Source organism: Acinetobacter sp. SFA (assembly GCF_001647535.1).
GTDB lineage: Bacteria > Pseudomonadota > Gammaproteobacteria > Pseudomonadales > Moraxellaceae > Acinetobacter > Acinetobacter pecorum.
The window spans coordinates 273,989-298,826 of sequence record NZ_LSZI01000012.1; the positions used below are offsets into that span (position 1 = coordinate 273,989).

Here is a 24,838-nt window from a genome sequence, read left to right on the forward strand (position 1 = left end):
ATGCAGAATGATGAAAACTCAGTGACTGATACGCCAGATGTTGTAGATGAAATGGCATTGAACCTTCAAGAGCTCAATGAGATCCATGATGAGATAGAGCAGCAACCACACTGGCGTACGACTGCAGATAAAGAAATGGACTATGCCGACGGCAACCAGCTGGATAGTGAATTACTGACCCGGATGAAGCTGATCGGTATTCCTCCTGCAATTGAGAATATGATTGGTCCTGCATTGCGTGCCATTGAAGGTCATGAGCTGGAAACACGGACAGACTGGCGTGTGACACCCAATGGCGAACCTGGTGGACAAGATGTGTCTGATGCACTGAACTATAAATTGAATCAGGCTGAGCGATTATCTAAAGCAGACAAGGCATGTAGTGATGCATTCCGGCCTATGATTGGCTGCGGTATCGGTTGGGTCGAAGTCAAACGTGAAGCAGATCCGCTCAAGTATCCATATCGCTGTGTTGCAGTGAACCGTAATGAAATCCATTGGGATATGAAAGCCCAGGAAGATGATCTAAGTGATGCACGATGGTTGCGCCGTAATCGCTGGGTACATCCGCAGCGCCTTAAGATTGCATTCCCTCAACATAAAGAGCTGATAGAAACGATTGGCCGACATGGTGCTTTGTGGTGGCAGCATGACAGCATGATCGATGGTGGTAATTCTACCGGTCTGCGTAATGCCTGGGGAGATGCTCAAGCTTGGTCTAAGACTGAGCGTTTCTGGTTCGATCAGACGTCTAAAGAGATTAATGTCTCAGAAGTATGGTATCGCCGTTGGGTAGAACTGACCATGTTGCGCTTTGATGATGGCCGGATCGTTGAGTTTGACGAAAGCAATCCAGCACATATTTATGCTGCAGCAAATGGTTATGCGATTCCTGAGCGTGCACCAGTGGCTAAAATGCGTCGTAGTTATTGGATGGGGCCACATTGCCTATACGATGGACCTACACCATATCCGCATGAAAGTTTCCCATATGTACCGTTCATAGGATTCCGTGAGGACAATACCGGCATTCCATATGGCTTTGTACGAGATATGAAGTACAGCCAAGATCTGATCAATTCAACCCAGGCTAAATTGCGTTGGGGTTTAAGTTCAGTACGTGTGACCACAACACGTGGTGCATCTCAGATGACTCGTGGCCAGATCATGCAGCAGATTGCACGACCAGATGCCTACATTGAACTGAATCAGCAGCACATGGCCAAGACTGGGGCAAAGTTTGAAGTTGAGCGTGACTTTGAGTTGAATCAGCATCAATTTAAGTTGCTTGAGGATAGCCGGATCTCGATTGAGCGTACCAGTAGTATTACTTCAGGCTTTCAAGGTCGTCAGGGTACAGCAACCAGTGGACGACAAGAGCAGCTGCAGATTGACCAGTCGAATCAGGCATTGCGTAAAATCATGGATCACTTTAAGGAATCTCGAACCCTGGTCGGTGAGTTATTACTTTCTATGATTGTAGAAGACTTGGGCAGCAAGGAAGAAGTTGTCGTGATTGAAGGTGACGCGATTACTGCAGAACGTCGTGTGCATATCAATAAGCCTGAGACAGATCCAATGGGTTATACCTATCTGTCTAATGATGTACAGCGTACCCGGATCAAAGTCATTCTTGAGGATGTGCCAAGTACCAGCGGATTCCGTGCACAGCAGCTTGCCGCATTGTCTGAAGTTACCAAGTCATTGCCACCAAATATCCAGCAGACGATTCTGCCGTACCTTATTGCGCTTACAGATACGCCGTTTAAGCGTGACATTATCCAAAGCATTCGTGATGCAGTGGATGCACCGACACCTGAGGAAGTGGAACAGCGTATTAAGGATGCAGTGGCTCAGGCACTGAAAGAATCTGGTAATGAGATCAAACTACAAGAACTGCACCTCAAAGAGCGTAAGGTTGAAAGTGATATCAAGTTGCTTGATGCCAAGGCTGTACAGACAGGTGTTCAGTCACAATACAGTGCAATGCAAGGTGCCGTTCAGGTGGCTCAGGTACCACAGGCAGCACCAATTGCCGACCATATCATGCAGGGTGCTGGGTATCAGCGGCCTAACCCAATGGGCGATGATCCGAACTTGCCAGTGCCAAGTGATGTTGCAGCACGTGATATCCGCTCTCCATACTTGGAAGGGGAAGGTGCTCAGATCGGCAGTGAAGGTATAGCAGAGATGCAGGTACAGCAGAATACCAGTCCGATGAATCCTCCAGTACCACAGCAGCCTTCTAGTGGGCTGCAAGGAATCGAAACAGCGCGTACGAGTGATAATTTATAATGAATCTAAATACTTGAATATGAAATTTTAAGTGTGTAAGCTCGCAGTATTACGGGCTTACTCTACTATTATAATGATTTTAAAAAATATAAATCATAAGGAAATCAAGAAAAAATTCCATGTTTCCGAATACAAAATTAAATACCTAGATGAAAATCAGAATTTGCAAGAAATAATGATACCAAATGAATTTAGAAGAATATTAGATGGTCATGAAATTAGAAAATTAGCTTACGAATATATTTCCTCAAATACAGTTACCAAAAATCCTAAAATTAAAAAAATCGAAAAATATGGAGATTGTGCTTTTTGTGAAGAGCATAAAGAACTGAAAAGATCGCATGTAGTGGGTAATACAGTTTTCAGTAAACTTCTTAAAAAAAGCGAGAATGGAAATGCGATTAGAATATCTCTATCTAGTCCTAAGAAGGTTAAGAGGGATAATCATAGTTGGGCAATAGAAATGTTATGTTTAGAATGTGAAAACATGTTCAATACTGAGTTTGAAGATTATGCCATTAATGTACTAAGGGGAAAAAATACGGAAGTCAAAGTCACTCAACTGATTAGTGGTATTTCTTTTAATAATATAGATCAATATAGAATTACATTATATGTGTTATCAATGTTTTGGAGGGGAGCATATTCTATAGATAAAGCATATGATAATTTTATTATAAATTATCCAATGAGTTCATATTTAAAAAAATGTTTTAAGGGGGAGGAAAGATTATTAAAAAAAGCATATTCAATTAGAATAAGTAAAATTTATGATAGATTAGGTGTATTTAATGAAGAATCAATAAAGGATATAATAATACAACCTTTTGTTAAAAAGTCTCAGAACAAAGTTTCTTATTGTATTATCTTTGAGGGATTCTTATTTGAAATTTATCTTTTAGCACAACCCTTTAAAGAAAGACAAAAAAAGGATATTTAAATCCAGAAAATAAAATACTATTTATTCCACTGAAAGATATATTTAGTATTGATGGTATAGGGCATATTTTTTCGGAAGCTTTAAAATATAAAGATGATATCACTCTGTAAGCTGTGATAATTCTAAATAATTAAGGCGGTCAAATGACTGTCTTTTTTTATGGAAAGAAAATAAAGTGTTTGAAAAATAACACATATCTATTCGCCTGATTTTTATACAGCATAACGTAAATCCACACAGCATCATCATCCTCATAGTCTTTGAGATGATGATGCATATGAAAAAAATAATTCTTCTGCTCCTTCTCAGCTTGCTGATCTTTTCATTAATCCTCTATCGAGTGGAACGCCTTGGTCTTGCTGCGGTCGTTATCTCATTAACGGTCTGTGCACTGATCATCATGGCTGCGTCGTACCTGATGGAGCATGCATATATCAAAGACATTAATTCTAAAGATCGCCATAAATAATCCACCAGGAGACATTCATGTCACATACAGATGAACAAAAAGAACTTAGTGTAAAAGTTGATAAGTTTCTTGATACGCGCATCCCAATTTTGGATCAAATCTATGATCTGTGTTTGGCTATTGAAAAGTGCGGTGCATCGCCAGAACTGACAGATGCAGTTACTAAGGCTGGTGCTTTACGTGAGCCAATAAGTGAATTGGTGAATCAAGTTCTTGCGCTTGGTATAGGTGAAGGCATTGTGAGCGTAAGTTTTAGTAATAGCCCTAAAGCTGAACCAGGTGAAGTTCGGCCAGAAGACCCTAAAGAGCCGTCAGAGTTAGAGGAGGGTTCAAAGCTTTGCTCAGAATCAGCGGTTGGTTATAGCTCAACCTTCACCGATCCAAATCTTATTGCACAATTGCGGGAATGTCTCGGTAATCGCCATATTAAGTCCTATGGCTTGCATGAACTGGTTGTAGCGCGATTAGCGAAAGAACTTGGTGGATCCGTTGATGATCTCAAAGTCAATTCAGGCGCTCAGCAATGTGCAAACAATTGTGATACAGCATCTTCAAATGCTTTAGCAGAAGCGTCGAATCGTGGTTTAGGCGATCTACTACCTGAACACCCATGGGAAAGCATCCCAACACAGCAGGTTCTTAAGTATGTAGGCCATGTGGCATTTGCATATGTCTGGGCAGTTACCAACGAGCAGCAGGATTATTGGACTTGCACAATATCTGTGAATCATGCACCAGTACCTACGCCATCAATTACACAGAGCGGTATTACTGAAGAAGTGGCATTTGCATCGGCAATCCGCACACTTAAAGAAATGGTTTATAAAAATGAATGGATGCTGGGTTGAGTTATAACAACGTTGGTGTCATTGGCACACCATTCAAACTTTCTGCATTGACCATGGCTATAGCTGTGGCCTTTGCAACTCAGCCAAAGCAGGAAGATGAGTCGCACTGGTTGGATGCAGAAGAAGGGCCACTTTGCGAACGCTTCGATAACTTCCTTAATAGCTGGACTGATGATACTGAGTTCACCATTGAGCATGAATCATCTGATGCACTGGATCTGTACTGTATGACGGCAAATAGTATTCCATTCTCGTTTCGCCGTATCGATGATCGATATAACCTGCTATTCGACAATGAATCAGAGACGATCCAGCAAGAAACCTTTGAGTTTTTTGTTGAGCAATTAAAATATTTACCACTTTGACCTGTTTGTATTTTTTTTATACACGTCGACGTAAACCGGCGACTTACTATAAATATATCGGGTGGTGCTGAGCATCATTCGGTAAACAAGCCAAGGTTTGTTTAATCTCCAATGAGATAGTGACATCGGGAAAGACCGCGTGAGCCACACACGCTAAAAGTGGCACTTACCCTTGGCCACAGGCGGTGTGTGTGCTTTTGCTTCTTCCCTCAAGTTGCAATGCACAGTAGGTTCGAATCCTACGCTCAGGGCCAGATAACGCTGTGGGTTCTTAACCCTTTTTTGCCCACCTTTCCCCAAGGGTGGGCTTTTTTTTATTTGTACTTGAAAATTATCAATTAGACTTAATATATGATTTTCAATATTAATTTATTTTTACAGGAAATATTAAATGTCAAAAATTACTGGATCTGACAAATTGGTAGAAAATATGGGCAAACCGCATGATAACCACGGTGTTGAATATGATGAGGAAACGGGCTGTATCGTTTTTAAGCATATGTATGAAGATGGTTATGACATTGATCTTAAGCACATTCAAGACTCTAAAGGCTTATTGGCAGAATTAAGTCAAATTTGCTCTAAACCAAAAATTACTAAAGAGCAAATTGCAGAGTTTGTTCGTTTAGCTACTCTCCATATTGATGAAGGTGACTTTTCAAAGGTATTCGGTTGGGTTGAAACGACTCCGTTTGATAATTCCTAAGTTCATAAATATAAAAAGAAGCACATAAAATACCACCTGCGGGTGGTTTTTTATTGCCCATCTATTAACCCCGTGTAGGGTTCGACCACTACTTACCATATCCCAAATACTCAAGCCTACGTTGAGCAATCGACAGCAAGCGACTCTTAAAAGTCAGCACTTCACCTATATGCGGCTACAGCGATAAGTGGCAGGAAAGGCATGAGTAATACAGAGCATTTAACGACAGACATTAACGCGGATGCTGATCAACAAAATCTGGGCGCGAGCTTATTAGAAGCTGCGCTATTTGGCGAGACTGCAGAACCAGCTGCAGAAACAGGTAGTGTGCCAGCCACTACACCAGAAGACGTAAAAGCAGATGCAGGGACAACTTCACCTGATCCGGTACCGTCAGAACCTGTGGTAACACCGCCGGCCACTGAACCAACGCCACCAGTTGAAGAAAATGCGGAAAATTCTGTGGTCTTGGCAAAGGATGGTAAACACACCATTCCTTATGAACGACTGCAAGAAACCCGTGAACAAGTACAGCAGTATAAGCAGCAAGTGGAACAACTCACTGCACAGCTAGCAGCACAGCAGACACCTGGTAACACTCAGGTCGCACAGCAGAATGCAGCTGTAGCAGAGGCGGTCATTGAGGCAAGCGGAAACAATGCTGATGTGATGGCCATGTTTGGTGACTTCTCGGAAGAAGCGATTGCCAAAGGAGTTGAAGCACTGGTGAGTCAGCGTGTATCTGCACAAGTGCAGAGCATGATGGATGCAGCCCTTGCACCGTTTAAGCAGCAGCAACAGCTGAGTGCGGAACAGCAACACTTTGCTTATATCGGATCTGCACATCCTGATTATGAATCGATTCCAGAATCGCAAGAGTTTCAGGCATGGAAAGATGCGCAACCCAGCTTTATACGCAGTGCCTATGAAGATGTATTGAATAAAGGCAGTGCAGAGCAGGTGGTTGAACTCTTAAGTTTGTACAAGTCCCAAAACAATGTCAGTCCAAAGGTTGATACACCAGCGCCAACACAGGCCATGGTGGAGAAAGCCAAGCAAGCTGTACAGAACGCTCCATCCAAAGTACCGCACAGCGTGACGGATCTACCTGCAGGTTCACCTGCAGCATTATCCGCTGATGAACGTTTGTCGGCTCTTAGTGGTCCTGAACTTCTCGCAGAAATGGAGAACTGGTCCCCTGATCAAGTCGAAGCGTACATGAGCCGTCGTGCATAAATTTGTTAGTGGAGAATACCATGACTGATAAAACCCATGCCGCATACGGCGATAAAACCAATATGATGCAACAGTCCGTTGGACTTTTTGCAAAAAGCTTACGTCGTAAAAGCACGCTGAACAACCTAGTTGGCCCAATGCCAAAAGGTGAAGGCAGTGCAGAAGCGACTATTAAAAAACAAACTTCCAAACACATGCCGATTGTACGTGTTCAGGACTTGGGTAAAGGCCTGGGTGATGAAGTTACCTATAACCTGATCCAGCCAGTAAATGCTTATCCAATCATGGGTAGCGAATATGCTGAAGGTCGCGGTGTTGGTATGTCGATCGTTGAAGATCGTCTGCGTGTAGACCAGGCACGTTTCCCTGTAGATCTGGGTAATGTGATGACTCAGATCCGTTCACCAGTAGATTTCCGCCGTATGGGTCGTCCAATTGCACAGGACTTGATGGATCGCTATAGCGATATGTCTCTTTTAGTTCATCTGTGTGGTGCACGTGGTTTCGTTAAAAATGTGGAATGGCCAATTCCAACTGAGGAAGATCCGAAGTTTGCCAAAATTATGGTGAACAAGGTTCTGGCACCAACCAAAAACCGCCACTTCATGGTTGATGGCCAAGGCGTTAAATCATTTACCACCAATGCTGGTGAAGCATCTCTGGCAACTACAGATCTGTTCACACTGGACACTGTGGATTCAATGAAGCAGGTGCTGGATGACATGATCCTACCGCCACCTTGCATCAAGGTTGAAGGTGATGATGGGTCGGAAGATTCGCCATTACGTGTATGGTTGGTATCTCCAGCACAGTACAACTGGTTCGCAAAACAGCCAAACTTCCGTCAGTTCGTAGCTGATGCGGTAGCACGTGCATCGAATGCCAAGTTGCATCCGTTGTTCCGTGGTGATGTAGGTATCTGGAACGGCTTCCTGATCCGCAAAATGTCACATGCCATCCGATTCTTTGCGGGTAATGCAATCAAGTATGCAACGAGCTACACCTCTGAAGCAGAAGCGTCAGCGCTTGTACCTGCAAGCTTTGGTAAAACGCATGCGGTGGACCGTTCCATCATCTTGGGTGGTCAGGCGCTTGCAGAAGCATTTGCTGCGCATAAAACATCAGGTGTGCCGTACTTCTGGTCTGAAAAGGGTGATCTGGATCATGGCGATAAGGCCGAGCTTTTGATCGGAACAATTCGTGGCGTGAAGAAAATCCGCTTTGATGTCGATGTGGATGGCGATGGTAGCAACATGCAGTACACCGATCATGGTGTGATTGCAGTCGATACCGTAGTGAAAATCCAAGGCTAAGGCTGAAACAGGGCTGAGTGATCGGCCCTCCGTCAAATTTTAGGAGTATTTAACTCATGGCGACAATTAAACGTAAAAGCGGATTTGCGAATCGCTTCGGTGGTGCAGTGCCATACGGCAACGTGACAGCCTTTGTTTTCTCATTGGCTACCAATGCGGCAGGTGCAGTACTGGATTCCAATTCCGATGTGGCAGTGGCTTCAGGTGATGTAATCGAGTTAGGTTTATTGCCAGTAGGCTTCCGACTGGATGATGCGCAGGTGCTTATCAATACAGCGATGACCGAAGCTGTGACTGGTTCACTGGGCTTTAAATATGCCGATGGTGTGAACTCAACAGAAGTACCACAAGATGCTGCTTACTTTATTAGTGGTGGAGCCTTGTCGACCGCAGCACGTTTACGTGCAACCGGTACCAAGTTGGTGACTTTACCAAAGCCAGCGATTTTAACGCTCACCACAGGTGGGGCGGCCAATGCCAAAGCATCGGACATCAAGATTGTGGTGTCTGGTGAATTGACTGGCCCACGTTAAGTAAAAGTATAAAAACATGAAGTTTATGGGATGGATGATTTTCAGCGAGTCACCATCCCTTTTTTATATTTCACATGAGGAATCATTATGAAAATCGCTTTATTGGCAGCAATTGCACATGGAATGAATCTGGCATATTCCGCATCACTGGGTGATCAGTCTCATTTACCCTGGGAAGAAACCTCAGATGAGCTGAAAAAAAGTATTGAGTATGGTGTAAAACTGCATTTGGAAAACCCTGATACTACGCCAGAACAGTCACATGCATCATGGCTGGCACAGAAAGAAACCGATGGCTGGGTCTATGGTGAAGAAAAGGATCTGGAAAAGAAAACCCACCCTTGCATCCTGCCATATGACCAGTTACCTGCAGAACAGAAAACCAAAGACTATCTGTTTAAAGCGGTTGTGACTTTGCTTAAAGACATGCCTGATCCTGATGATGTATCTGAATTGAATGCTGAACTGGTCAAATTACAGTTACAGGTTGCAGCTCAAAAGACTCAGCCAATTGGTGCAGCGGCAGCAGCGCAAGTTAAAACAGCAGGCGTGACCATTGTCTATGACGGCCCGAAAGACCAGTTCACAGATAACTTGTACGGCACCAAACTGGTATTTAACTGTGGCCAGCCACGCACGGTACCAAGCAACTTTGCCAAGCAGTTCCTGAGTCATCCTGAATTCAAAGAAGTGGAAGCAGGTGATGCACATGCAGCAGAAGGTTTGGATGATACCGATGCAATCCTGGCACAACAAAAGGCTGAACAGGACAAGCTGAAGCAGGAACAGGATCGAATTTTCAATGAGGTTGAATCGATCAAGCAGTTCGGTACCAAGAAGGCTGTGACGGATTACATCGAAGCGAACTACGGTGAAAAGGTAAATCCTAACTCATTCAAGCTGGATGAGCTGAAAGACAAAGCGATTGAGAAAGTACGTCAGTTTGGAGCGATCTAAATATGGACTTAAAAGAACTGCGTCGTCGATTTCGTGTCGAAGCTGGTGATTCGGTACAACCATACTTCACCAGTGATGAAGATGTGGATGCATGGCTAAATGACGCAGTTCATGAGGCCTGTATTCGTGGTCGTCTTTTGCATGAAGCAGAAGATGCCACAATCTGCCGTATTCAAATTACAGCAGGGCAGGCACAGTACCCGCTTGATCCGCGTATCTATGAATTGACACATTTACGCTTTGATCTTGGACATAGCCAATGTGAAAGTGAAGTGAAGTTGGCTTCTGAGGAGATTCTAAGTCATCGCTACCATAGCAACTGGCGTACGAGAATCGGTGATCCAGAGCATGCCATTCAATCTGACACAGGTTTGCGTCTGGTACCACGTCCTGAACAAGACGGCACCTTGATCATTGAAGGCTATCGTTTACCACTTGTTGATATGGTAGAGGATACGGATCAGCCTGAAATTAATCAGGCACATCATGCACACTTAGTGCAATGGGCACTGCACAAAGCATTCAGTATCCCAGACACCGAGTTCATGGATCCGAACCGTGCACAGATCGCAGAGTATAAATTTATTGACTACTTTGGTGATCGGCCTGATAGCAACTTACGTCGTGAGGTTCGAGAGGATTTTGAACATCATGTCACACCCTTCTGGCCATAACCCCCTAAGGCCTGTGTAGGGTTGGTCGAGTCTAACCCTACTTTCACATCATAAAGCCATGTTTTTATTATTTGGAAATAATCATGGCGAATACCCTCTATGACTTCGCACGTCAACGCTTTCTGGAAGCACAGATTAACTGGATGACCGATACGATTAAAGTTGTTCTGGTCGATACCGGTGCGTACACACCGCAAACAGCGGTTCACCAATACTTATCTGATATTCCTACATCGGCACGTATTGCAGGCCCGGTCACGCTTACATCAAAGGCAACCACTGGTGGCGCAGCTGATGCCGCTGACTGTACCTTTACATCGGTTACTGGCGCATCTATTGAAGCCATCATTATTTATGCGGATACAGGTGTAGAAGCCACCAGTCCACTGATTGCATATATTGACACCGCAACCGGTCTACCGATCACACCGAATGGCGGTGACATTATTGTGACCTGGGATAACGGAACAAATAAAATCTTCAAGGTGTAATTACCTGAATTTCTTATCAGTTGATAGCCTCATGCTTTATGGGGCTGAACCCACATAAAGGTGATGCTCATGGCAAAAAGTGAAGAAGTAAAACAACCGGCTGCGGAAAAACCACCAACACAAGGCGTTGGTGTGAGTGGATTTCAGGCAGACGTTTATGCTGCGGATGAAAAAAAGATTGATTGGCCACTACTGATGGCACAACCAAAGTTCCAGATGTACTGTGTCGAACTCAGCCGCCGTCACCATGGCGAAGTGGAGTTGTGGATCGGTGGCTTTGTGAAAGACAAGCTGATGGAAGGTGAACAAGCTTTCTTTAAGTCGTACTGCGACTGGCATGACCAAAAAGGATATTGGAAACAGGAAGATTATTTCGGGAATCTATTATGAGAAAAGTAACCCTTGTAGATTTATCAATATCTAAAAGAGCGGTGGATCTTACTTTAAGACAAGGCTTACCACCATTAGAGCACCGGAATAATAGCGAACTGTATAATGGTGCTTCTTTTGCAGAGTCTAATCAGCAAGTGATGGTGTATACCCCGGACATGCAGAAATGTATTAGTCAAAATCAATCATCTAATACTCAAAATAATTACAGTGTATGCAGAGATATACGAAATAGCACCCTGATGGAGAAGCCGCTTGCTGTCTTTGCAGGAGTTATCCAGGCCGCAGATGCTTCAAACACACACTTTGCAGTTGGTGGGGCAAATCCATTTTTATATGTTTTTGATTGGGCGAGTTTAAGTTTGCAAGGTGCAAGTACAGCCGGCTTAGGAGTTGTAAACAGCATTCGATTTAGCCCTGACGGAAGTCTACTCGCTGTTTCTCACGGAACATCACCGTTCATTCGTATTTATAAAACAAGTGATTGGAGCTACATCGAACCCACTGCTGCTGAAAACGCAAGCGTCACCCATGTTGTTGAGTTTTCACATGATGGGACTAAATTGATTGCTAGATCTGGAACAAACCCATCGTTTAGGGTGTTCTCTACGCAGACGGGTGAACGTATATTTTCACAACATATCGCATTTCATATGACAGATACTAACTCAACAAGAGGATTTCTATATCAGCATCCTACAAAAAATAATCTGGTTTTTTCATTAGGTACATCAAGTTCTGGCGCAGGACCAAGAAGCTATGTTTTTAATACAGATACCTTGGTGCTTGATCCGATTGATGCTCTACCTTCCATCAATCAATCAATGACCAGAATATTATCGATTTACTATAGTGATCTGGACAATACGATTACAGTTACTCACAACTCTGCTTACTCTAATTATTTTTCTCGATTTGATGCAAATAGCTATGAGCCTGTACCAACACCAGAAGTAGATACTCTTTATAAGTATTACTCTCAGATGTATAAATTTTTCAGTAATCTATGTAAGTACGATACAGGTCAAATTACTGGTGTTGTGCGTGACATTAACAATCTTCCGGCACGGCGTATGGTCCGAGCCTATCGGCGCAGTGACGCTGCTTTGATGGCACAAACCTTCTCTGATGCTGTCACAGGTCAGTACAAACTATTACTTCCTGACACTGAATTTTATGATGTGCAGTTCTTAACTGAGGATGGGGAGCAGCTTAACGATCTGTTCTTTGCAAAGTCTATTCCTGAACAGGTTTAATCTATGGCCGGTATTCTGAACGCGACGTGGGTAGGTGCTCATCGTTACACTTTTCCTTATAGTGGTGTTAATGCCCGATGGGGAGCATCAGCACAGCATATTGACGTTCAGCCAATACAAGCATCTGGGATGGGTTCTGTTTCTACGCTTAGAAATGGAATGGTTTACCCTAGCGGTTTTAATGGTTTGGAATTTAGTCGCGTTCCGACAATCTCCAAGCCTAATCAGTATGTGCAAGCAAGCTGTTTTCTTGATGCAACCTGGCAAGGTGCTGTTTCCTACGCAGGTTCTTTTACGGTTGTTTCCGGTGGTTGGTCTGATGTTACTTATCTTTATCCTGCCGGCATCCATGAAGACCTAGTTGGTGAGCATGAGTTAAGACTAGGACAACAATTTATCACCGCCGATGGCTTTGACGCACTATTGCCAGGTGATGGTTATGCACTGCATTACTGGGAATACGCTTATCCTGAATGGGTGCTCGATGCGTCATGGGTAGGAAAGACCGCTTATAGCTCATACGAGGGTATGCTAGACGGCGTATGGCGAAAACCAAGCGTCAATAGTTATATTGCTGTCATCGGTGTGAATGAAGCTACATTTGGTTCGGCACGGCTATCGAACGGATATGAATATCTTGCTCCATTGGGTTTTAATGCGGATATTTTTGGTCAAGCCAGTCTTAACAATAATGCGCGGCTGATCCGGCCTGGCGGTATTAATCCGGGAGCCGTACCCTTACCAAAAATTGAAGGTTTAATTAATATTCTTAAACCGGCTAGTTTTGTCAGTGAGATTTTCGGCAAACCTGTCATTTATAATTTACGCCAGTATCTACTGTCCAGGCCGTATGACGCGCAGCTATTTGGTAAAGCATTTATGGGTGGTGGTGTAAAAACCGTCACGGTGAGTGGATTTTCCGCACCCACTATACCAGGCCCTAAAGTTGTTAATACTCGTGCAAATCAGACTGTAAATTTACATTCTCCTTCACGTGGTATTGCACCGATTGCACCACCAGAACCAAACGTATCGCCACAAATTTTATATCCTAAAGGCGTATTGGCCTGGTCCTTTGGTACGCCTTGGGTTCAGCGGAATCCATCTCCAAAGGGGTTTGTCACCGATAGCTACGGTACAGCATGGGTATCACATAGTCCACGTTATCTAAAACCTGATTTTGTTAAAGCATTTGAATCCGGTTATGCCAAGGTGTTTGATCCAACTCAAAAGGTTGGAGTCAGTGGTGTAAATACAGTTATCGCAGGTGGCATTTTTGGTGATATTGCGATACGCAATAAACGCCGTTTTATTCAAGTAACTGGATCTGATCAATCAGATTATGGTAATTGGTCGAGTATATTTTCTAATTTAATTGTTGTTCACGCTCAATCATTTGATCATGCCTTATTTGGCAACAATGTCATTTTTAATAAAACTCCATCGCTTATTCCGAAATCATGGAACAGTGCAGACTTTGGCCTAGCTTTGGTCAGTGAACGTATACGGCGGATCAATGCACGTGGTTTCGGCATTACTGAAATTGATCGCTTTGGTCGGCACGTTCTAACCAAGCCGCCAGAACTATTCCCACGTACATTCCTAAGTCAGGTATTTGGACAAACGACAATTAGTAATCGTCGTCGTTTTATTTTTGCCGGTGCATTGGATTCATTAGTTTTTAAGAGCGACATTACTGTTTGGTTCCGGTACCGGCATCTTAATCCGGTTGGTATTAAAGAAATTGAGCCAAGTAAGCCAAAAATTGAGCATGGATTGCGTACCTTATTACAAAAAGGTTCTGACCTTTCACGTGTAGCCACGCCTACTGTTTGGTTTAAGGTTCGGTCAGTCCTAGCAACAAGCATATATCGTGAGTTTGAAACTAATCATATTGTTGGCGGCACACAGTTTATAAATCCGGCCGGATACATCGCTTCATTGTTTGGTACACGTATCGTTCCTGAAAATCAGGGACTTTACGGTACAGGGTTTAATGCGCAAGGATTTACTGAAAAGCATAAGATTGAACTGCATACAAGATGGGTACGTGCTACAGGGTTCTTAACCTTTGGCATTCAGACCTCAGATCGTTACGGTACCGCATCTATCTGGAATAAACGCCAGTACATTCGACATAATTACGACTCAGGTGATGGACTTAATCCTGGTGATTTTGGTCAGTGGACTACAATTGCCAATCGAAATCGTGAAATTAAAGCAATTGGCTATGATGCGTCACGTCAGGGTTATACACAGACTGATAATAAAGCACGTCCTTTAAGCACCAAAGGGATTAACCATACCGCTATCGGTAATGCCATGATTGCTGATCGTGTGCGCCACCTTAACCCAGAAGGTATGGAAGTGCCCTATCTATCAGGTTGGGGCCGTGTGTATAACGCCGCAGCACAGATATTGGTATCTGGTGACAAGCATGAATACTTGGGTAGGCCATCAGTTGTAAATACACGGCGCGAATACCGGTGGGTCGGTGCATTTGAATCCATGCTATTTGGTGTACCAATGATCGCCTTTCGTATTCGCAAGCTATCTATAGAAAGTCGCTATTCCATTGCACCGATCTATATGCCATTGCCTAAGGTCGATTTATATACTCGATACATTGATCCACCTGGTCCAGACTTATCTGCATTTGGTGGTCCTTCACTACATATCAAGTGGAATACCTTTACACCACGGTGGACACATCGAGAGCTATTTGGTGATCCTATTGTGCGCAATGTCACGCCTGAGCTTAGGCATCGCGGCAATAATAGCGAAGTGATAGGATTGGCCAGTGTGCGTACACAGTGGCGACATTTGCCAGTAGAGGGCTATGGGGCTGAACTATTGGGGCGAGTAAATATTGCCTATCGTAATCGAAGTATCAGTATTTCAGGATTTAATGCCTTTAAATTTGGCTTGCACAAAGCAGTGCGTACCGGTGCTCCGCCTTATAGCTTGCAGACCATTACTTTAGATTGGGCAGGTGAAGGGCAGCGTCCAGATGCTTTTGAAGGGGATGGTATTAAGATTCCTGAGTATCAGGTTACTCGTCCAAATGTGAAAAGCAATGTGATTTTTGCTGAAGGCTATGTGGCCACCTTGTTCGGTAGTCATCATATCCAGTCTAACGGTATCCTAGTTCATCCTGGGATTCAGGAATTTAGTATTGGTGATCATACTATTGGGCTAAAAAACCGCGTGATTGAAGTGCCAACCATGGGCGACTTACTGCAATTTGAAAAAGTAATGCCAAGATTATCACCGCATACGATTTATGCAGTAAATAACGCCCCACCACAGGCCATTAAAAACCATCCTGTTAATCGTGCAATTAACTATATCAACGATAACGGTATTTTAGCACCGCCCGGTGAGATTTTTGGTCGGGTGAGAATCACCTTACAACATCGAAAGCTGACTGTGACCGCAGGGAATGAACTTTCGATTGGTCGTCCTAGTGTAATACTGCGTAAGCACTACATTCTTCCAAATGGTTTTTTGTCATTCCGTATGGGGTGGCACGTTCTTTTAGATGGCTCCCCTCAGTTTGTTGAGCAATATGACAGTGAAAATCAGGCGTTATATGGTAGGCCAGTGGTTACGTCTATCTATTATGGGCCACAGTATTTAACTGGTCGCGGTTTTAATTCCAACACGTTTGGAACACAGCGAGTAGAGTTCTTTCACCGATCAATACGGCCACAGGGTTATCTCGCAACCTTAATGGGTGCACGAAAATCAGGGGATACCGCATACAAACCACAAGGCTTATGGGTCGGTCGTCCGATGCCTACTATCCCTGATGGCTTTAATGCTGAGGTGTTTGGTGATACCACGATTAGTTTACGTGTCCGTGATGTGACTGTTGAAGGCTTTGACAGTTTTATCAGTGAAATGGATATTTCAAACTTCAAAGGCCGCATGAAAGTAACACTGGTGAAAAAACCAGTGGTGATCGAACCTAAAGAAATTAAGGCAGAAGCTTTTGGCATTACAGCATACGGTGTTCCAAACATTCGTTTAAAAACACATTACATTCGACCTGACGGCAATTCAGATCAATATAGAAAAGGTGGACCAAAATGAAAAGATTAACTCCCTTACGTGGTGTTGATAATGTTTCTGATGATGAGAGCATGTCAAGTTTCGGTCGTGAACCGTTTGTTAAGCTACGTGATGCTGTAAACGTCAACATTAGTTCAAGCGGTCGTGTGCAGCTGCGCGAAACCGGTGTCATTGCTACAGAGATACCCTATAAAAATTTATGGAACAGTCCATTACACGGCGATACCTTTGGTACCTTAAATGGTGAATTGGTCAAAATCAATCCGGTGGATTGGTCACACGAAAGCCTTGGTATTCAGTTACAGGGGATAGTCTGCTATCAGGTCGTGAACAATTTTATTGTGATTTCAGATGCAACGGATCTATATAAATTCGACGGTACCAGTATGGAAAAGCTGACGATTGGTACACCACCGGCACCGATGGCCCAGGTTTCAAGAGGATCATTGCTCGAAGGTACCTATAACCTAGCGATCTCCTGGTCTAAGAATGGTCGTGAATCCGGTCTATCCGATACGATTACGGTGGATTGTGTGGGTGGCATTGAACTGATTTTGCCCTACAACTACAGTGGTGATGCAGATCACGTCACGGTTTATATGACAGAGCGCAACGGATCCGAACTATTAAAAGTCGAAACATTGCCGGCAAGTAGCGCAAGCACGACCATAAACCATGATAAAGACCTGACACGTGCAGCACAGTTTCAGCACCTTTCCCCGATGCGTACCGGTAAATTTTTAAAGTTATGGCGTGGTCGATTGCTGACTGCAGATAAAAACATGCTGTACTTTTCCCAGGCGTTAAACTTCCATCTATGTGATGAGCGTTACGACTATATTGCTTTGCCGCAACGTGTGACCTTTGTGGAGCCGGTTGAATCCGGTATTTGGGTTGGTCAATCTAATAGTGTGGTTTTTTTAAGTGGTTCCGATGTTAGAGATTTGCGCCTGGTGCAGACTGGTGCAAAGGCTCCGGTGCCTGGTACGGCTTTACGTGTCAATAGTGATTTGCTTGGGGAATTATCTGCAGGTTTAGAATCGGTATTGTGGTTGGCTGAAAATGGTTACTGCATTGGTACACCATCTGGAAATCTGGTTGAAGTACATGCCAACACTTTGAAAGGCATCACCGCAAAAGGTGGACAGTCTGTAAGGGTTGATGATCGGATTGTCACTGTTCTACAGTAAAGACTGGTTTAACTATCCGGTCATGACAATGGAAAATTTAAATAAAGACGCACTGTTAGGTGCATTAGCGCGTGGTGAATATAGCGAAGATGGCAATCAAATCACCTTTAATAAGCTCGGTGGCATCAGTTTTAAGGGTGAATACTTTGATCGTGTCAATGGTGGTGAATGGCAGCGCAATGAAAACCTGGTGGTAAACGAAGGGATTGCCCATATCCTGAATGTAGCCTTGGGTGCAAAAGCAAAAACCGCAAAATACTTCCTGGCACTATTTGGTGGTGCTACTGCACCGGCTCCAACCTGGACAGCAGCAAACTTTGCAGCAGTGGCAAGTGAAATTGTCAGCGGTACCGAAGGCTATACCAATGCCACACGTCCTGAATGGGTGCCAGTAGACACCAATGGTAATTCGATTGACAACATGGCAGCAGCAGCACAACTGACCATTGCAACATCAGGAACCTTAACTGTCACCGGTGCGGCATTACTCACCAACTCAACCAAAGGCGGTACCACAGGTACGCTTATTTCTGCAAGCAAGTATGCGGTAGCGCGTACTTTCCAAAGTGGTGATGTTTATGAAATTGGTTATCGCCTAAGCGCAACGGTGTAAAACATGACAGGCCCTATTCCTTATGGGCTGCATGTAATCAGCGGTGAACTCACTGATCAAGATACAGGTCGTATCTATTCAGAGATTCACCGCTTTCTTACTTATAAAGACGCAGCTCAACTCGAAAACTTAAAGCAGGTTTATGATCTGCCTGATGGCGGTTACTTCATCGTTCAGCATGTCGGCGGTTTATTTCGTGTCATTGCAGACAAGCAAGAGCCTGAAAAATTCAAATTCATCAATGATGGACTGGTTAAGCACTACATTCCGATGTTTTTTAGTGGTGTGATTGAGAAGGCTATTGTTCGTGAAGGTTCCGACGATGGTGTGGTAATGAAGGTGACAGAACAATGTCGTCGAAGGCTACAACGTCAAATAGATCAAAGCATCCCTAAACAGCTAGAACTGCAACGATTTGTCGTAGATCAAAATAGTAAATTCCATGAGTTTATGCCACAAAACCCATCTGTTTTCAAAAGAACGCAATACGCTGCGCATAATCCTGGTTGGTATAGCGGATCTATGGCCAAGCTGATTCAGTTTGTTGGTGGATATGGAATACAGGATATTGAAATACTCCCTGAAAAACCGATTGAACGCTGTCAGTTCAAACTTACCGATAGGTTGTTAGCTTTGTATATGGATAAATACAAGGCAATTCGATTGCCTGGGTATTCAGGATTGCCACCCAAAGATGGTCAGTTTCAGTATCACTATGCTGCTTCAAAGACAGATGGCGTTGCATTTGACGATCAGAATAAACCCTGGTTAATTCGTGTTGATCATAAAGTGTGGGCGATGCCACTTCCCATTATCCCCTTAACTGCCGATCCTATTTTTTATGAATATGCAGAAGAACTTGGTGATGAGGAACTGTTAGAGATTTTAAACACATTTGGTGCTATGCCGTCGGGTGAAGGATTTCCAGAAGATACAACCGAGTTTAATCAGTGGCATCGTGCCGGTGTGATTATTGAGATCTGCGATAACTCTGAATTCAAGCAACTCATACCTATATTTACTGCGCGTGGTTGGTCCTTCCATAGTCGAGGTTATGCTGCTTTTAATACAGCTTACCGCTATAACGAGCTTGGCATTATTGAATGCAGTACTTTCAAGCTAAACCTTCAATTAACGTCAGCAACTAATCATTACGGCACAGATAAGGTTACGCCAGGTGATGATCTTGATAATGAATCTAAACAACGGTTAGGCATGTATCTGGCCAAGCTGTTTTCTGGATTATCTGGAAATGATAGTTTATCGCGCACCTTAAAATATAAACTGCGTAACATACCGCAATCTATTTTGCTTGAAAGGGCCAGTGATCAGCCAAATATTGAGGGTGAAATTAACTATTGGGATAATTATGTTTGTGAGCCGATGGCCGCACATAATGGAAATATAAATCAAATCTACAAAGGCAATCTATTTCATCCGGCAAAGCCTGAGTTTCAGCCACAAATTAAATTCCCTAATTATCCTGTTGGTTTGTGTGTATCGTTTGATTTTAGTTCACTTGAAAAAGGCGTGTCAGCATCCTGTGATACGGTCATGTACGCTTATTATGACAATGACAGCTTAAAGGTCGTTAAGTATTTCTACACAGCGAAATCTTTTTATAAAAAAGTCGAAACAGACTATGAAGAATGTATGACGGTTGGATCGTGGTTTAAGAATGAAACAACTGGTACTACTACCATTGCAGGGCACTTCTACACCACGGATATTGATGATCGTGATGAAGTTTCGCCGTCGCTTATAGAAACAACAGTTAAGGGTGAGGATGCAGGTTATGACAGTAAGCCATCATTCAGCTTCATACACTTTTTTGCTATGCAAGGCAGCCTATGGCGTAATCGTTATTTTACGCACTTAACAAAGAGCAAGAGGACTACAGGAACAAATATTAACCTTGCCGTACTTATTCCGATGTTTAACACAAGCACGGTACTACATGCAACGAAGATTACTGGTGGTCAAGTTACAGATTCTGAAAGCAAGAAATTACTTTCTGTCCGTGATCCATACTCATATCGCTATTGGACCTATGATTTTGTATTTGCCTGGAATACACCGTTATCCAAGCAAACCGGTAAGCCTTCACCTAAAGATGGTAGTCCAGTGTGGGTAGAGTTAGAGGATTATAACCCAGGGCCATGTTCAGATTTTGCCGATCAAGGCCCATGGATACCGAGTATGCCATACGACATGACTTGGTTAATTCACCCTAATAAAAATGAGTGGCTTCATAGCGGCGGTGGTGGTGCGCCAAAAGTTAATGAGTACGGTAATTCAGTTACCAAGAACGCAGATCCGAAGGGGAGTCTAAAGTGGATGGTGAATGACTTTAACATCACACTGCAGACGACTATTCCTGATGAACGATATTTTTTAGCTTCTCCTGATCAATACGGTTTCGGTATGAGCCGTACAAGCAGTAGGGTTTTTCTAGGCCAGTCTGAGTATGTCAATATCAGTGAAACCAACCAGGGTGTGTGGAAGTATAGAGGTTATACAAGCCTGGTGGACCACTCACGCGCATACCACTTTATCGGGGTGATCAATGAGTAGTTATCGTGATGATACTCAAGAAACAATTGTATTAAGTTCCGATGCCTTTGGAAAAATAACATCGGGTGATGTTGAAAACTTTTCTTTCACTGAAACCATACTTAGCAAGGTTCGACACAATGTAGAGGAAATCATCCGGCTAGGGGATGAGGATTTATCACGCCGTAAAGGACGGTTAGACAGTGAGCTTGGTTTCGCTGATCAGGTAATCCACTCTGTACGCAAATTTCAGCTGATTGAAGAATGTTTTATCCTGGCTGATCAGAGCTTTGTAAAACTATCCGAACTGATCACTGAGGATCTTGGCCTGGGCGAAGTGGAGCAGGTGAGCTATAAGATGCTACACATCGATCCGTTTAAAGTGGCTGATGCTCATTTCACCTTCAAGACAGCATTTCAAAACATCAGTGACCGGCTAAAGCTAGGCGATAGCTTACATGCCCTGACACGTTCTCAAGATCTAATCAGTGAAAGCCTGGTGCTCTCAGATACCACACGTGACAAGTTAAAAACTCTGATTGTTGAAACTCTAGGACTTGGCCAAGAGCTTGAACAACATAACATTGTCCATAGCCAGGTATCAGACAGTTTTAAACTGCATGATCGTGCTGTACGAATTGTCAGTGACACGGTTGAAGATGCGATCCGGTTTAATGATGAGTTTCAGAAACTTTCAGACACGATTGAACTGGTGATTGAAAGCCTGGTGTTTTCAGATCAGGTATTAGGGCAACGAATAGTGCGAAGCCTGGCAGAATCTAGTTTAAGTTTTTCAGAATCCATTGAAGGGGTTAAACGTGCATCCTCTAGTGTGACTGAGTTGTTATTCCTGAATGATGAATACCAGGACGGTAGAGAGATTATCGGGGCATGGACCACTACGGCAGATGGCTGGAACATGAGCCGCTACTATGATTACCCTTATGAAGAACTGATTGTGATTGCTGGCCGACTTTATGGTGTTACGGCCGATGGCATTGAAGAACTCAAGCAAGGTGCACAAAGCATTACGGCGCAGATCAAAACTGCAAAATTGGATATAGGTGCCGGTGCATTGGTGCATCCTGAAAGCATGATTTTGGAATATAGCTTAGATGGTCAATTGTCGGTCGATGTAGGAACCACTCAAACCGGCTACCAACAAACATTTAACTATGTACTCAAAAATGAGCCTAGCGATTATTTAACCAATGGCCGGGTGATCTTTGGCCGTGGCTTACGTGGTCGGCATTTTGAGTTTTCAGTCAATATTCAAGGCACGACAGCCTATATCAACGACATGGTTGTGAACATAACCAAAACAAAACGGAGAATTTAACCATGATGATTCCTACACTGAATGTCGTTGACCAGGCGGTTGCTGAAGTTCAGGACAAGATGAAATACTTTGAAGGACGCAGTAATCAGCTACTAGGTGAAATGAGCAACGCCATGACCACACTATCTGGCGTTACTGTAGAGCCGGTTGAAAGTGCTCCGCAATTACCAAGTCCTGAGAATGCGCAGTACCAACCGATTGATACCCCAGATGCACCTGAACTCAATGTGATTGCACCTGCACCGCATATTTTGGATCTGGATATTGAACGGCCTGCCGCACTCACATCACCCAATATTCCTACACTTGAAATTAATTTGCCTGACGCACCCATCATGCAGAATGATATTGAGATTCCGTCAGAACTCACTAATTTTTCTTTACCTGAAATCGACACCAACATTGAAATTGGTACCTTGCCACAACTCAGCTTAACTGGTCTGGATATTGGCCGTAATACAGTCAATATTGATGTATCAGAACTTTTAAATGGGCTGGATTTATCCGATCTGAATTTGCCGGAAGCACCTGAAAACCCGATTTTAACTTTCCCAACATTGCCAAGCTTGGGTAATTTTGATTTGCCAGTGCGGCCAGATATTGATATTGGCAGTGTTGAGATCCCTGACGCGCCTGAAATTGTATTGCCTGAAATGGAAGCCCTGCAAGCCATTACCTTGCCGACCTATGAGCCAGAAGCACTACCTGTATTTGATGAATTGCCGCCTGAGTTTAGCGTAGAGCTACCCAGCGATATTGATAGCATCATGCAACAAGCACAGAGCATTGCTACAACGGACTATCATCGCCACAACAAGGACAATGCGATTCAGCCTTTGGTTGCTGAAATCCGCGCTTGGATGGAAGGTAAAGCATCGGGTACAGGATTACCGGTCGATATTGAAACAGCACTGTTCAATCGTGCTCGTGAACGTAATAACCGTGAAACAGAACGTGCTGTACAAGAGGTGATTGATCAGTGGGCCAGTCGGGGGTATAGCCTGCCGCAAGGATCGACCCAAAAGCAGATCGATGCCATCCGAGATGATGCACGTTTAAAAGCGGCAGATCTGAATCGTGACATTATGATTCAGTCCTTTGAAAAGCAGCTTGAACATATCCGATTCTTGACCGAGCAAGGTATTGCCCTGGAACGGTTAAAGCAAGACCTATGGATTGCTTATGTCGGTAACATCATGGATGCAGCCAAGTTCCAGGTCGAAAGTAAACTGAGTTTATTTAATGCACAAATCTCGATTTTTAATGCGCGTACTGATGCGTTTAAATCGATGATCGATGTATATAAAACCAAGATTGAAGGAACCATTGCCAAGATCACGGCGTTTCGGGCTCAGGTGGATGCGCAAGTTGCCATTGGTCAGATTAACCAACAGACCGTCGATATTTTTAAAGCCAAAATTGATGCAGTCATGTCTAATGTTGATGTGTATAAAGCACTCATCCAAGGCGCAACCGCACGTGCTGATCTGGTAAAAAGCCACTTTGATGCCTACAAAACCGAAGTGCAAGCATACAGTGAGCAGGTTGGGGCAGAGCGGATCAAGGTGGAAATGTTTGATTCTCAAATCAAGGCCGAAGGTACCAAGGTCCAAGCCTATGAATCTTTGGCACGTACCTATGCCACCACTATTGAAGGTCTTTCGTCTAAAGCCAATATCAAGATGAAAGAAGGAGATATGAAGTTGGAAGCGGCACGTGTACGAATTGCAGAGTTTCAGGCCAATACCGAAGCCTATCGCGCATCTATGGATGCACAGTCGAAAGTACTGCAGTTTGAAACCGAAGCATATACGGCCAACCTGGAAGCAATGAAGTCACAAATTCAGCTTTCAATTGAAAAGATGAATACACAAAGCAATATTGTGGAATCTAATTCACGTACACGGATTGCTTTGGCAGATGCTTTATCGAAGTATGCTGAAATGAAAATCCGGGTCGGTATTGCCAATTCAGATACTTTGTCACGCTTTGCTGATATGCGCTCACGTACTGCAATCGCCGTGTCAGAAGCGCATTCGCGCTATGCAGATCTATCCCTGCGCACCACGATTGCCAACAGTGATATTTACAACCGCTATATTGAATCTCGTACACGTGTAGCCTTGGCCAATGCAGATACTCAGGCCAAGTATGCTGACTTAAATTTGCGTACCAATCTGGCATACGCAGATACTCAGGCCCGTTTTGCCGATATGAAAATGCGTACCGGTATTGCCAATGCAGAAACCCAGGCGCGTTATGCTGATATGAATATTCGGACTAACCTGGCTTATGCTGAAATGCAGATCAAAAAATATGAGGTCGATTTAAGCCACTCAGTCAAGAAAGCTGAACTTGCAGCTGAAAGTATGAAAGGTATTGCACAGTTTAATACACAGCTTGCAGCAGGTGCTATGTCTGCTATGCACGTTTCAGCTAGTATTAGTGGTAGTGGTTCAACTTCAATTGGCTACAGTGCCAGTGAGTCTGAATCTAAGAGCGAAAGCCACAACTATAGCTATTAAGGCCCTCTAGGGTTCGCCTTAAGTCCTATCTGATGGTTATCTTTTACCAATCAAATAAGATTTAGGGCTTT

General features: G+C 43.7%; 20 protein-coding genes. All 20 read left to right on the forward strand.

Features of this window, described 5'->3' with window-relative positions; all coding sequences use genetic code 11:
* The 20 genes from AY607_RS06500 (at position 1) to AY607_RS06595 (ending at position 24,767) form a co-directional block, all read left to right on the forward strand.
* Entirely contained in the window at positions 1 to 2,295 is a 2,295-nt protein-coding gene (locus tag AY607_RS06500; protein WP_064102113.1) for a hypothetical protein, read from the forward strand.
* Positions 2,296 to 2,326: 31 nt separating this feature from the next.
* Positions 2,327 to 3,235 (forward strand): hypothetical protein, encoded by a 909-nt coding sequence (locus tag AY607_RS06505; RefSeq protein WP_155858353.1) that lies wholly within the window; start codon positions 2,327 to 2,329, stop codon positions 3,233 to 3,235.
* Positions 3,236 to 3,512: 277 nt separating this feature from the next.
* Positions 3,513 to 3,704: a hypothetical protein gene (locus AY607_RS06510; protein ID WP_227509958.1), complete on the forward strand. Its 192-nt coding sequence runs from the start codon at positions 3,513 to 3,515 to the stop codon at positions 3,702 to 3,704.
* Positions 3,705 to 3,721: 17 nt separating this feature from the next.
* A complete protein-coding gene (locus AY607_RS06515; protein WP_064102115.1) occupies positions 3,722 to 4,552 on the forward strand; it encodes a hypothetical protein in 831 nt (276 codons plus the stop codon).
* The gene (locus tag AY607_RS06520; RefSeq protein WP_227509959.1) at positions 4,549 to 4,917 is read left to right on the forward strand and encodes a hypothetical protein; all 369 of its coding nucleotides are present in this window, start codon (positions 4,549 to 4,551) and stop codon (positions 4,915 to 4,917) included. Before AY607_RS06515 ends, AY607_RS06520 begins: the two co-directional genes overlap by 4 nt.
* 391 nt (positions 4,918 to 5,308) lie before the next feature.
* A complete protein-coding gene (locus AY607_RS06525) occupies positions 5,309 to 5,623 on the forward strand; it encodes a hypothetical protein (protein ID WP_064102117.1) in 315 nt (104 codons plus the stop codon).
* Between the two features lie 201 nt (positions 5,624 to 5,824).
* The gene (locus tag AY607_RS06530) at positions 5,825 to 6,859 is read left to right on the forward strand and encodes a hypothetical protein (RefSeq protein WP_064102118.1); all 1,035 of its coding nucleotides are present in this window, start codon (positions 5,825 to 5,827) and stop codon (positions 6,857 to 6,859) included.
* A 20-nt stretch (positions 6,860 to 6,879) separates the two neighbouring features.
* The gene (locus tag AY607_RS06535; RefSeq protein ID WP_004646854.1) at positions 6,880 to 8,172 is read left to right on the forward strand and encodes a DUF4043 family protein; all 1,293 of its coding nucleotides are present in this window, start codon (positions 6,880 to 6,882) and stop codon (positions 8,170 to 8,172) included.
* Between the two features lie 56 nt (positions 8,173 to 8,228).
* The gene (locus tag AY607_RS06540; RefSeq protein WP_064102119.1) at positions 8,229 to 8,705 is read left to right on the forward strand and encodes a hypothetical protein; all 477 of its coding nucleotides are present in this window, start codon (positions 8,229 to 8,231) and stop codon (positions 8,703 to 8,705) included.
* Positions 8,706 to 8,792: 87 nt separating this feature from the next.
* Positions 8,793 to 9,662 carry a RyR domain-containing protein gene (locus AY607_RS06545; RefSeq protein ID WP_064102120.1) on the forward strand — a complete coding sequence of 290 codons (870 nt, stop codon included), beginning with the start codon at positions 8,793 to 8,795 and terminating at the stop codon, positions 9,660 to 9,662.
* 2 nt (positions 9,663 to 9,664) lie between these two features.
* The gene (locus tag AY607_RS06550; RefSeq protein WP_064102121.1) at positions 9,665 to 10,336 is read left to right on the forward strand and encodes a hypothetical protein; all 672 of its coding nucleotides are present in this window, start codon (positions 9,665 to 9,667) and stop codon (positions 10,334 to 10,336) included.
* Between the two features lie 83 nt (positions 10,337 to 10,419).
* The gene (locus AY607_RS06555) at positions 10,420 to 10,827 is read left to right on the forward strand and encodes a hypothetical protein (RefSeq protein ID WP_005221939.1); all 408 of its coding nucleotides are present in this window, start codon (positions 10,420 to 10,422) and stop codon (positions 10,825 to 10,827) included.
* A gap of 69 nt (positions 10,828 to 10,896) precedes the next feature.
* Positions 10,897 to 11,217 carry a hypothetical protein gene (locus tag AY607_RS06560; RefSeq protein WP_064102122.1) on the forward strand — a complete coding sequence of 107 codons (321 nt, stop codon included), beginning with the start codon at positions 10,897 to 10,899 and terminating at the stop codon, positions 11,215 to 11,217.
* Positions 11,214 to 12,473 (forward strand): WD40 repeat domain-containing protein, encoded by a 1,260-nt coding sequence (locus AY607_RS06565; protein WP_064102123.1) that lies wholly within the window; start codon positions 11,214 to 11,216, stop codon positions 12,471 to 12,473. The genes AY607_RS06560 and AY607_RS06565 overlap by 4 nt, the downstream gene beginning before the upstream one ends.
* A gap of 3 nt (positions 12,474 to 12,476) precedes the next feature.
* Positions 12,477 to 16,568, forward strand: coding sequence for a hypothetical protein (locus AY607_RS06570; protein WP_064102124.1), 4,092 nt, complete (start codon positions 12,477 to 12,479; stop codon positions 16,566 to 16,568).
* Positions 16,565 to 17,737, forward strand: a complete 1,173-nt coding sequence (locus tag AY607_RS06575; RefSeq protein ID WP_064102125.1) for a hypothetical protein — start codon at positions 16,565 to 16,567, stop codon at positions 17,735 to 17,737. Before AY607_RS06570 ends, AY607_RS06575 begins: the two co-directional genes overlap by 4 nt.
* A complete protein-coding gene (locus tag AY607_RS06580) occupies positions 17,709 to 18,350 on the forward strand; it encodes a hypothetical protein (protein ID WP_064102126.1) in 642 nt (213 codons plus the stop codon). The genes AY607_RS06575 and AY607_RS06580 overlap by 29 nt, the downstream gene beginning before the upstream one ends.
* 3 nt (positions 18,351 to 18,353) lie before the next feature.
* Complete coding sequence (locus AY607_RS06585) at positions 18,354 to 20,924, forward strand: hypothetical protein (RefSeq protein WP_064102127.1); 2,571 nt, start codon at positions 18,354 to 18,356, stop codon at positions 20,922 to 20,924.
* A complete protein-coding gene (locus AY607_RS06590) occupies positions 20,917 to 22,242 on the forward strand; it encodes a hypothetical protein (protein WP_064102128.1) in 1,326 nt (441 codons plus the stop codon). The genes AY607_RS06585 and AY607_RS06590 overlap by 8 nt, the downstream gene beginning before the upstream one ends.
* A 2-nt stretch (positions 22,243 to 22,244) precedes the next feature.
* On the forward strand, positions 22,245 to 24,767 hold the full coding sequence (locus AY607_RS06595) for a hypothetical protein (protein WP_064102129.1): 2,523 nt from the start codon (positions 22,245 to 22,247) through the stop codon (positions 24,765 to 24,767).
* Positions 24,768 to 24,838 lie beyond the last annotated feature (71 nt).

Excerpts from the sequence above, each read along its gene's own strand:
- AY607_RS06565 (WP_064102123.1), top strand. The coding sequence starts at position 11,214 with ATGAGAAAAGTAACCCTTGTAGATTTATCAATATCTAAAAGAGCGGTG.
- AY607_RS06525 (WP_064102117.1), top strand. The coding sequence starts at position 5,309 with ATGTCAAAAATTACTGGATCTGACAAATTGGTAGAAAATATGGGCAAA.
- AY607_RS06510 (WP_227509958.1), top strand. The coding sequence starts at position 3,513 with ATGAAAAAAATAATTCTTCTGCTCCTTCTCAGCTTGCTGATCTTTTCA.
- AY607_RS06500 (WP_064102113.1), top strand. The coding sequence starts at position 1 with ATGCAGAATGATGAAAACTCAGTGACTGATACGCCAGATGTTGTAGAT.
- AY607_RS06585 (WP_064102127.1), top strand. The coding sequence starts at position 18,354 with ATGACAGGCCCTATTCCTTATGGGCTGCATGTAATCAGCGGTGAACTC.
- AY607_RS06545 (WP_064102120.1), top strand. The coding sequence starts at position 8,793 with ATGAAAATCGCTTTATTGGCAGCAATTGCACATGGAATGAATCTGGCA.
- AY607_RS06535 (WP_004646854.1), top strand. The coding sequence starts at position 6,880 with ATGACTGATAAAACCCATGCCGCATACGGCGATAAAACCAATATGATG.
- AY607_RS06570 (WP_064102124.1), top strand. The coding sequence starts at position 12,477 with ATGGCCGGTATTCTGAACGCGACGTGGGTAGGTGCTCATCGTTACACT.
- AY607_RS06550 (WP_064102121.1), top strand. The coding sequence starts at position 9,665 with ATGGACTTAAAAGAACTGCGTCGTCGATTTCGTGTCGAAGCTGGTGAT.
- AY607_RS06560 (WP_064102122.1), top strand. The coding sequence starts at position 10,897 with ATGGCAAAAAGTGAAGAAGTAAAACAACCGGCTGCGGAAAAACCACCA.
- AY607_RS06540 (WP_064102119.1), top strand. The coding sequence starts at position 8,229 with ATGGCGACAATTAAACGTAAAAGCGGATTTGCGAATCGCTTCGGTGGT.
- AY607_RS06575 (WP_064102125.1), top strand. The coding sequence starts at position 16,565 with ATGAAAAGATTAACTCCCTTACGTGGTGTTGATAATGTTTCTGATGAT.
- AY607_RS06530 (WP_064102118.1), top strand. The coding sequence starts at position 5,825 with ATGAGTAATACAGAGCATTTAACGACAGACATTAACGCGGATGCTGAT.
- AY607_RS06590 (WP_064102128.1), top strand. The coding sequence starts at position 20,917 with ATGAGTAGTTATCGTGATGATACTCAAGAAACAATTGTATTAAGTTCC.
- AY607_RS06595 (WP_064102129.1), top strand. The coding sequence starts at position 22,245 with ATGATGATTCCTACACTGAATGTCGTTGACCAGGCGGTTGCTGAAGTT.
- AY607_RS06515 (WP_064102115.1), top strand. The coding sequence starts at position 3,722 with ATGTCACATACAGATGAACAAAAAGAACTTAGTGTAAAAGTTGATAAG.
- AY607_RS06555 (WP_005221939.1), top strand. The coding sequence starts at position 10,420 with ATGGCGAATACCCTCTATGACTTCGCACGTCAACGCTTTCTGGAAGCA.
- AY607_RS06580 (WP_064102126.1), top strand. The coding sequence starts at position 17,709 with ATGATCGGATTGTCACTGTTCTACAGTAAAGACTGGTTTAACTATCCG.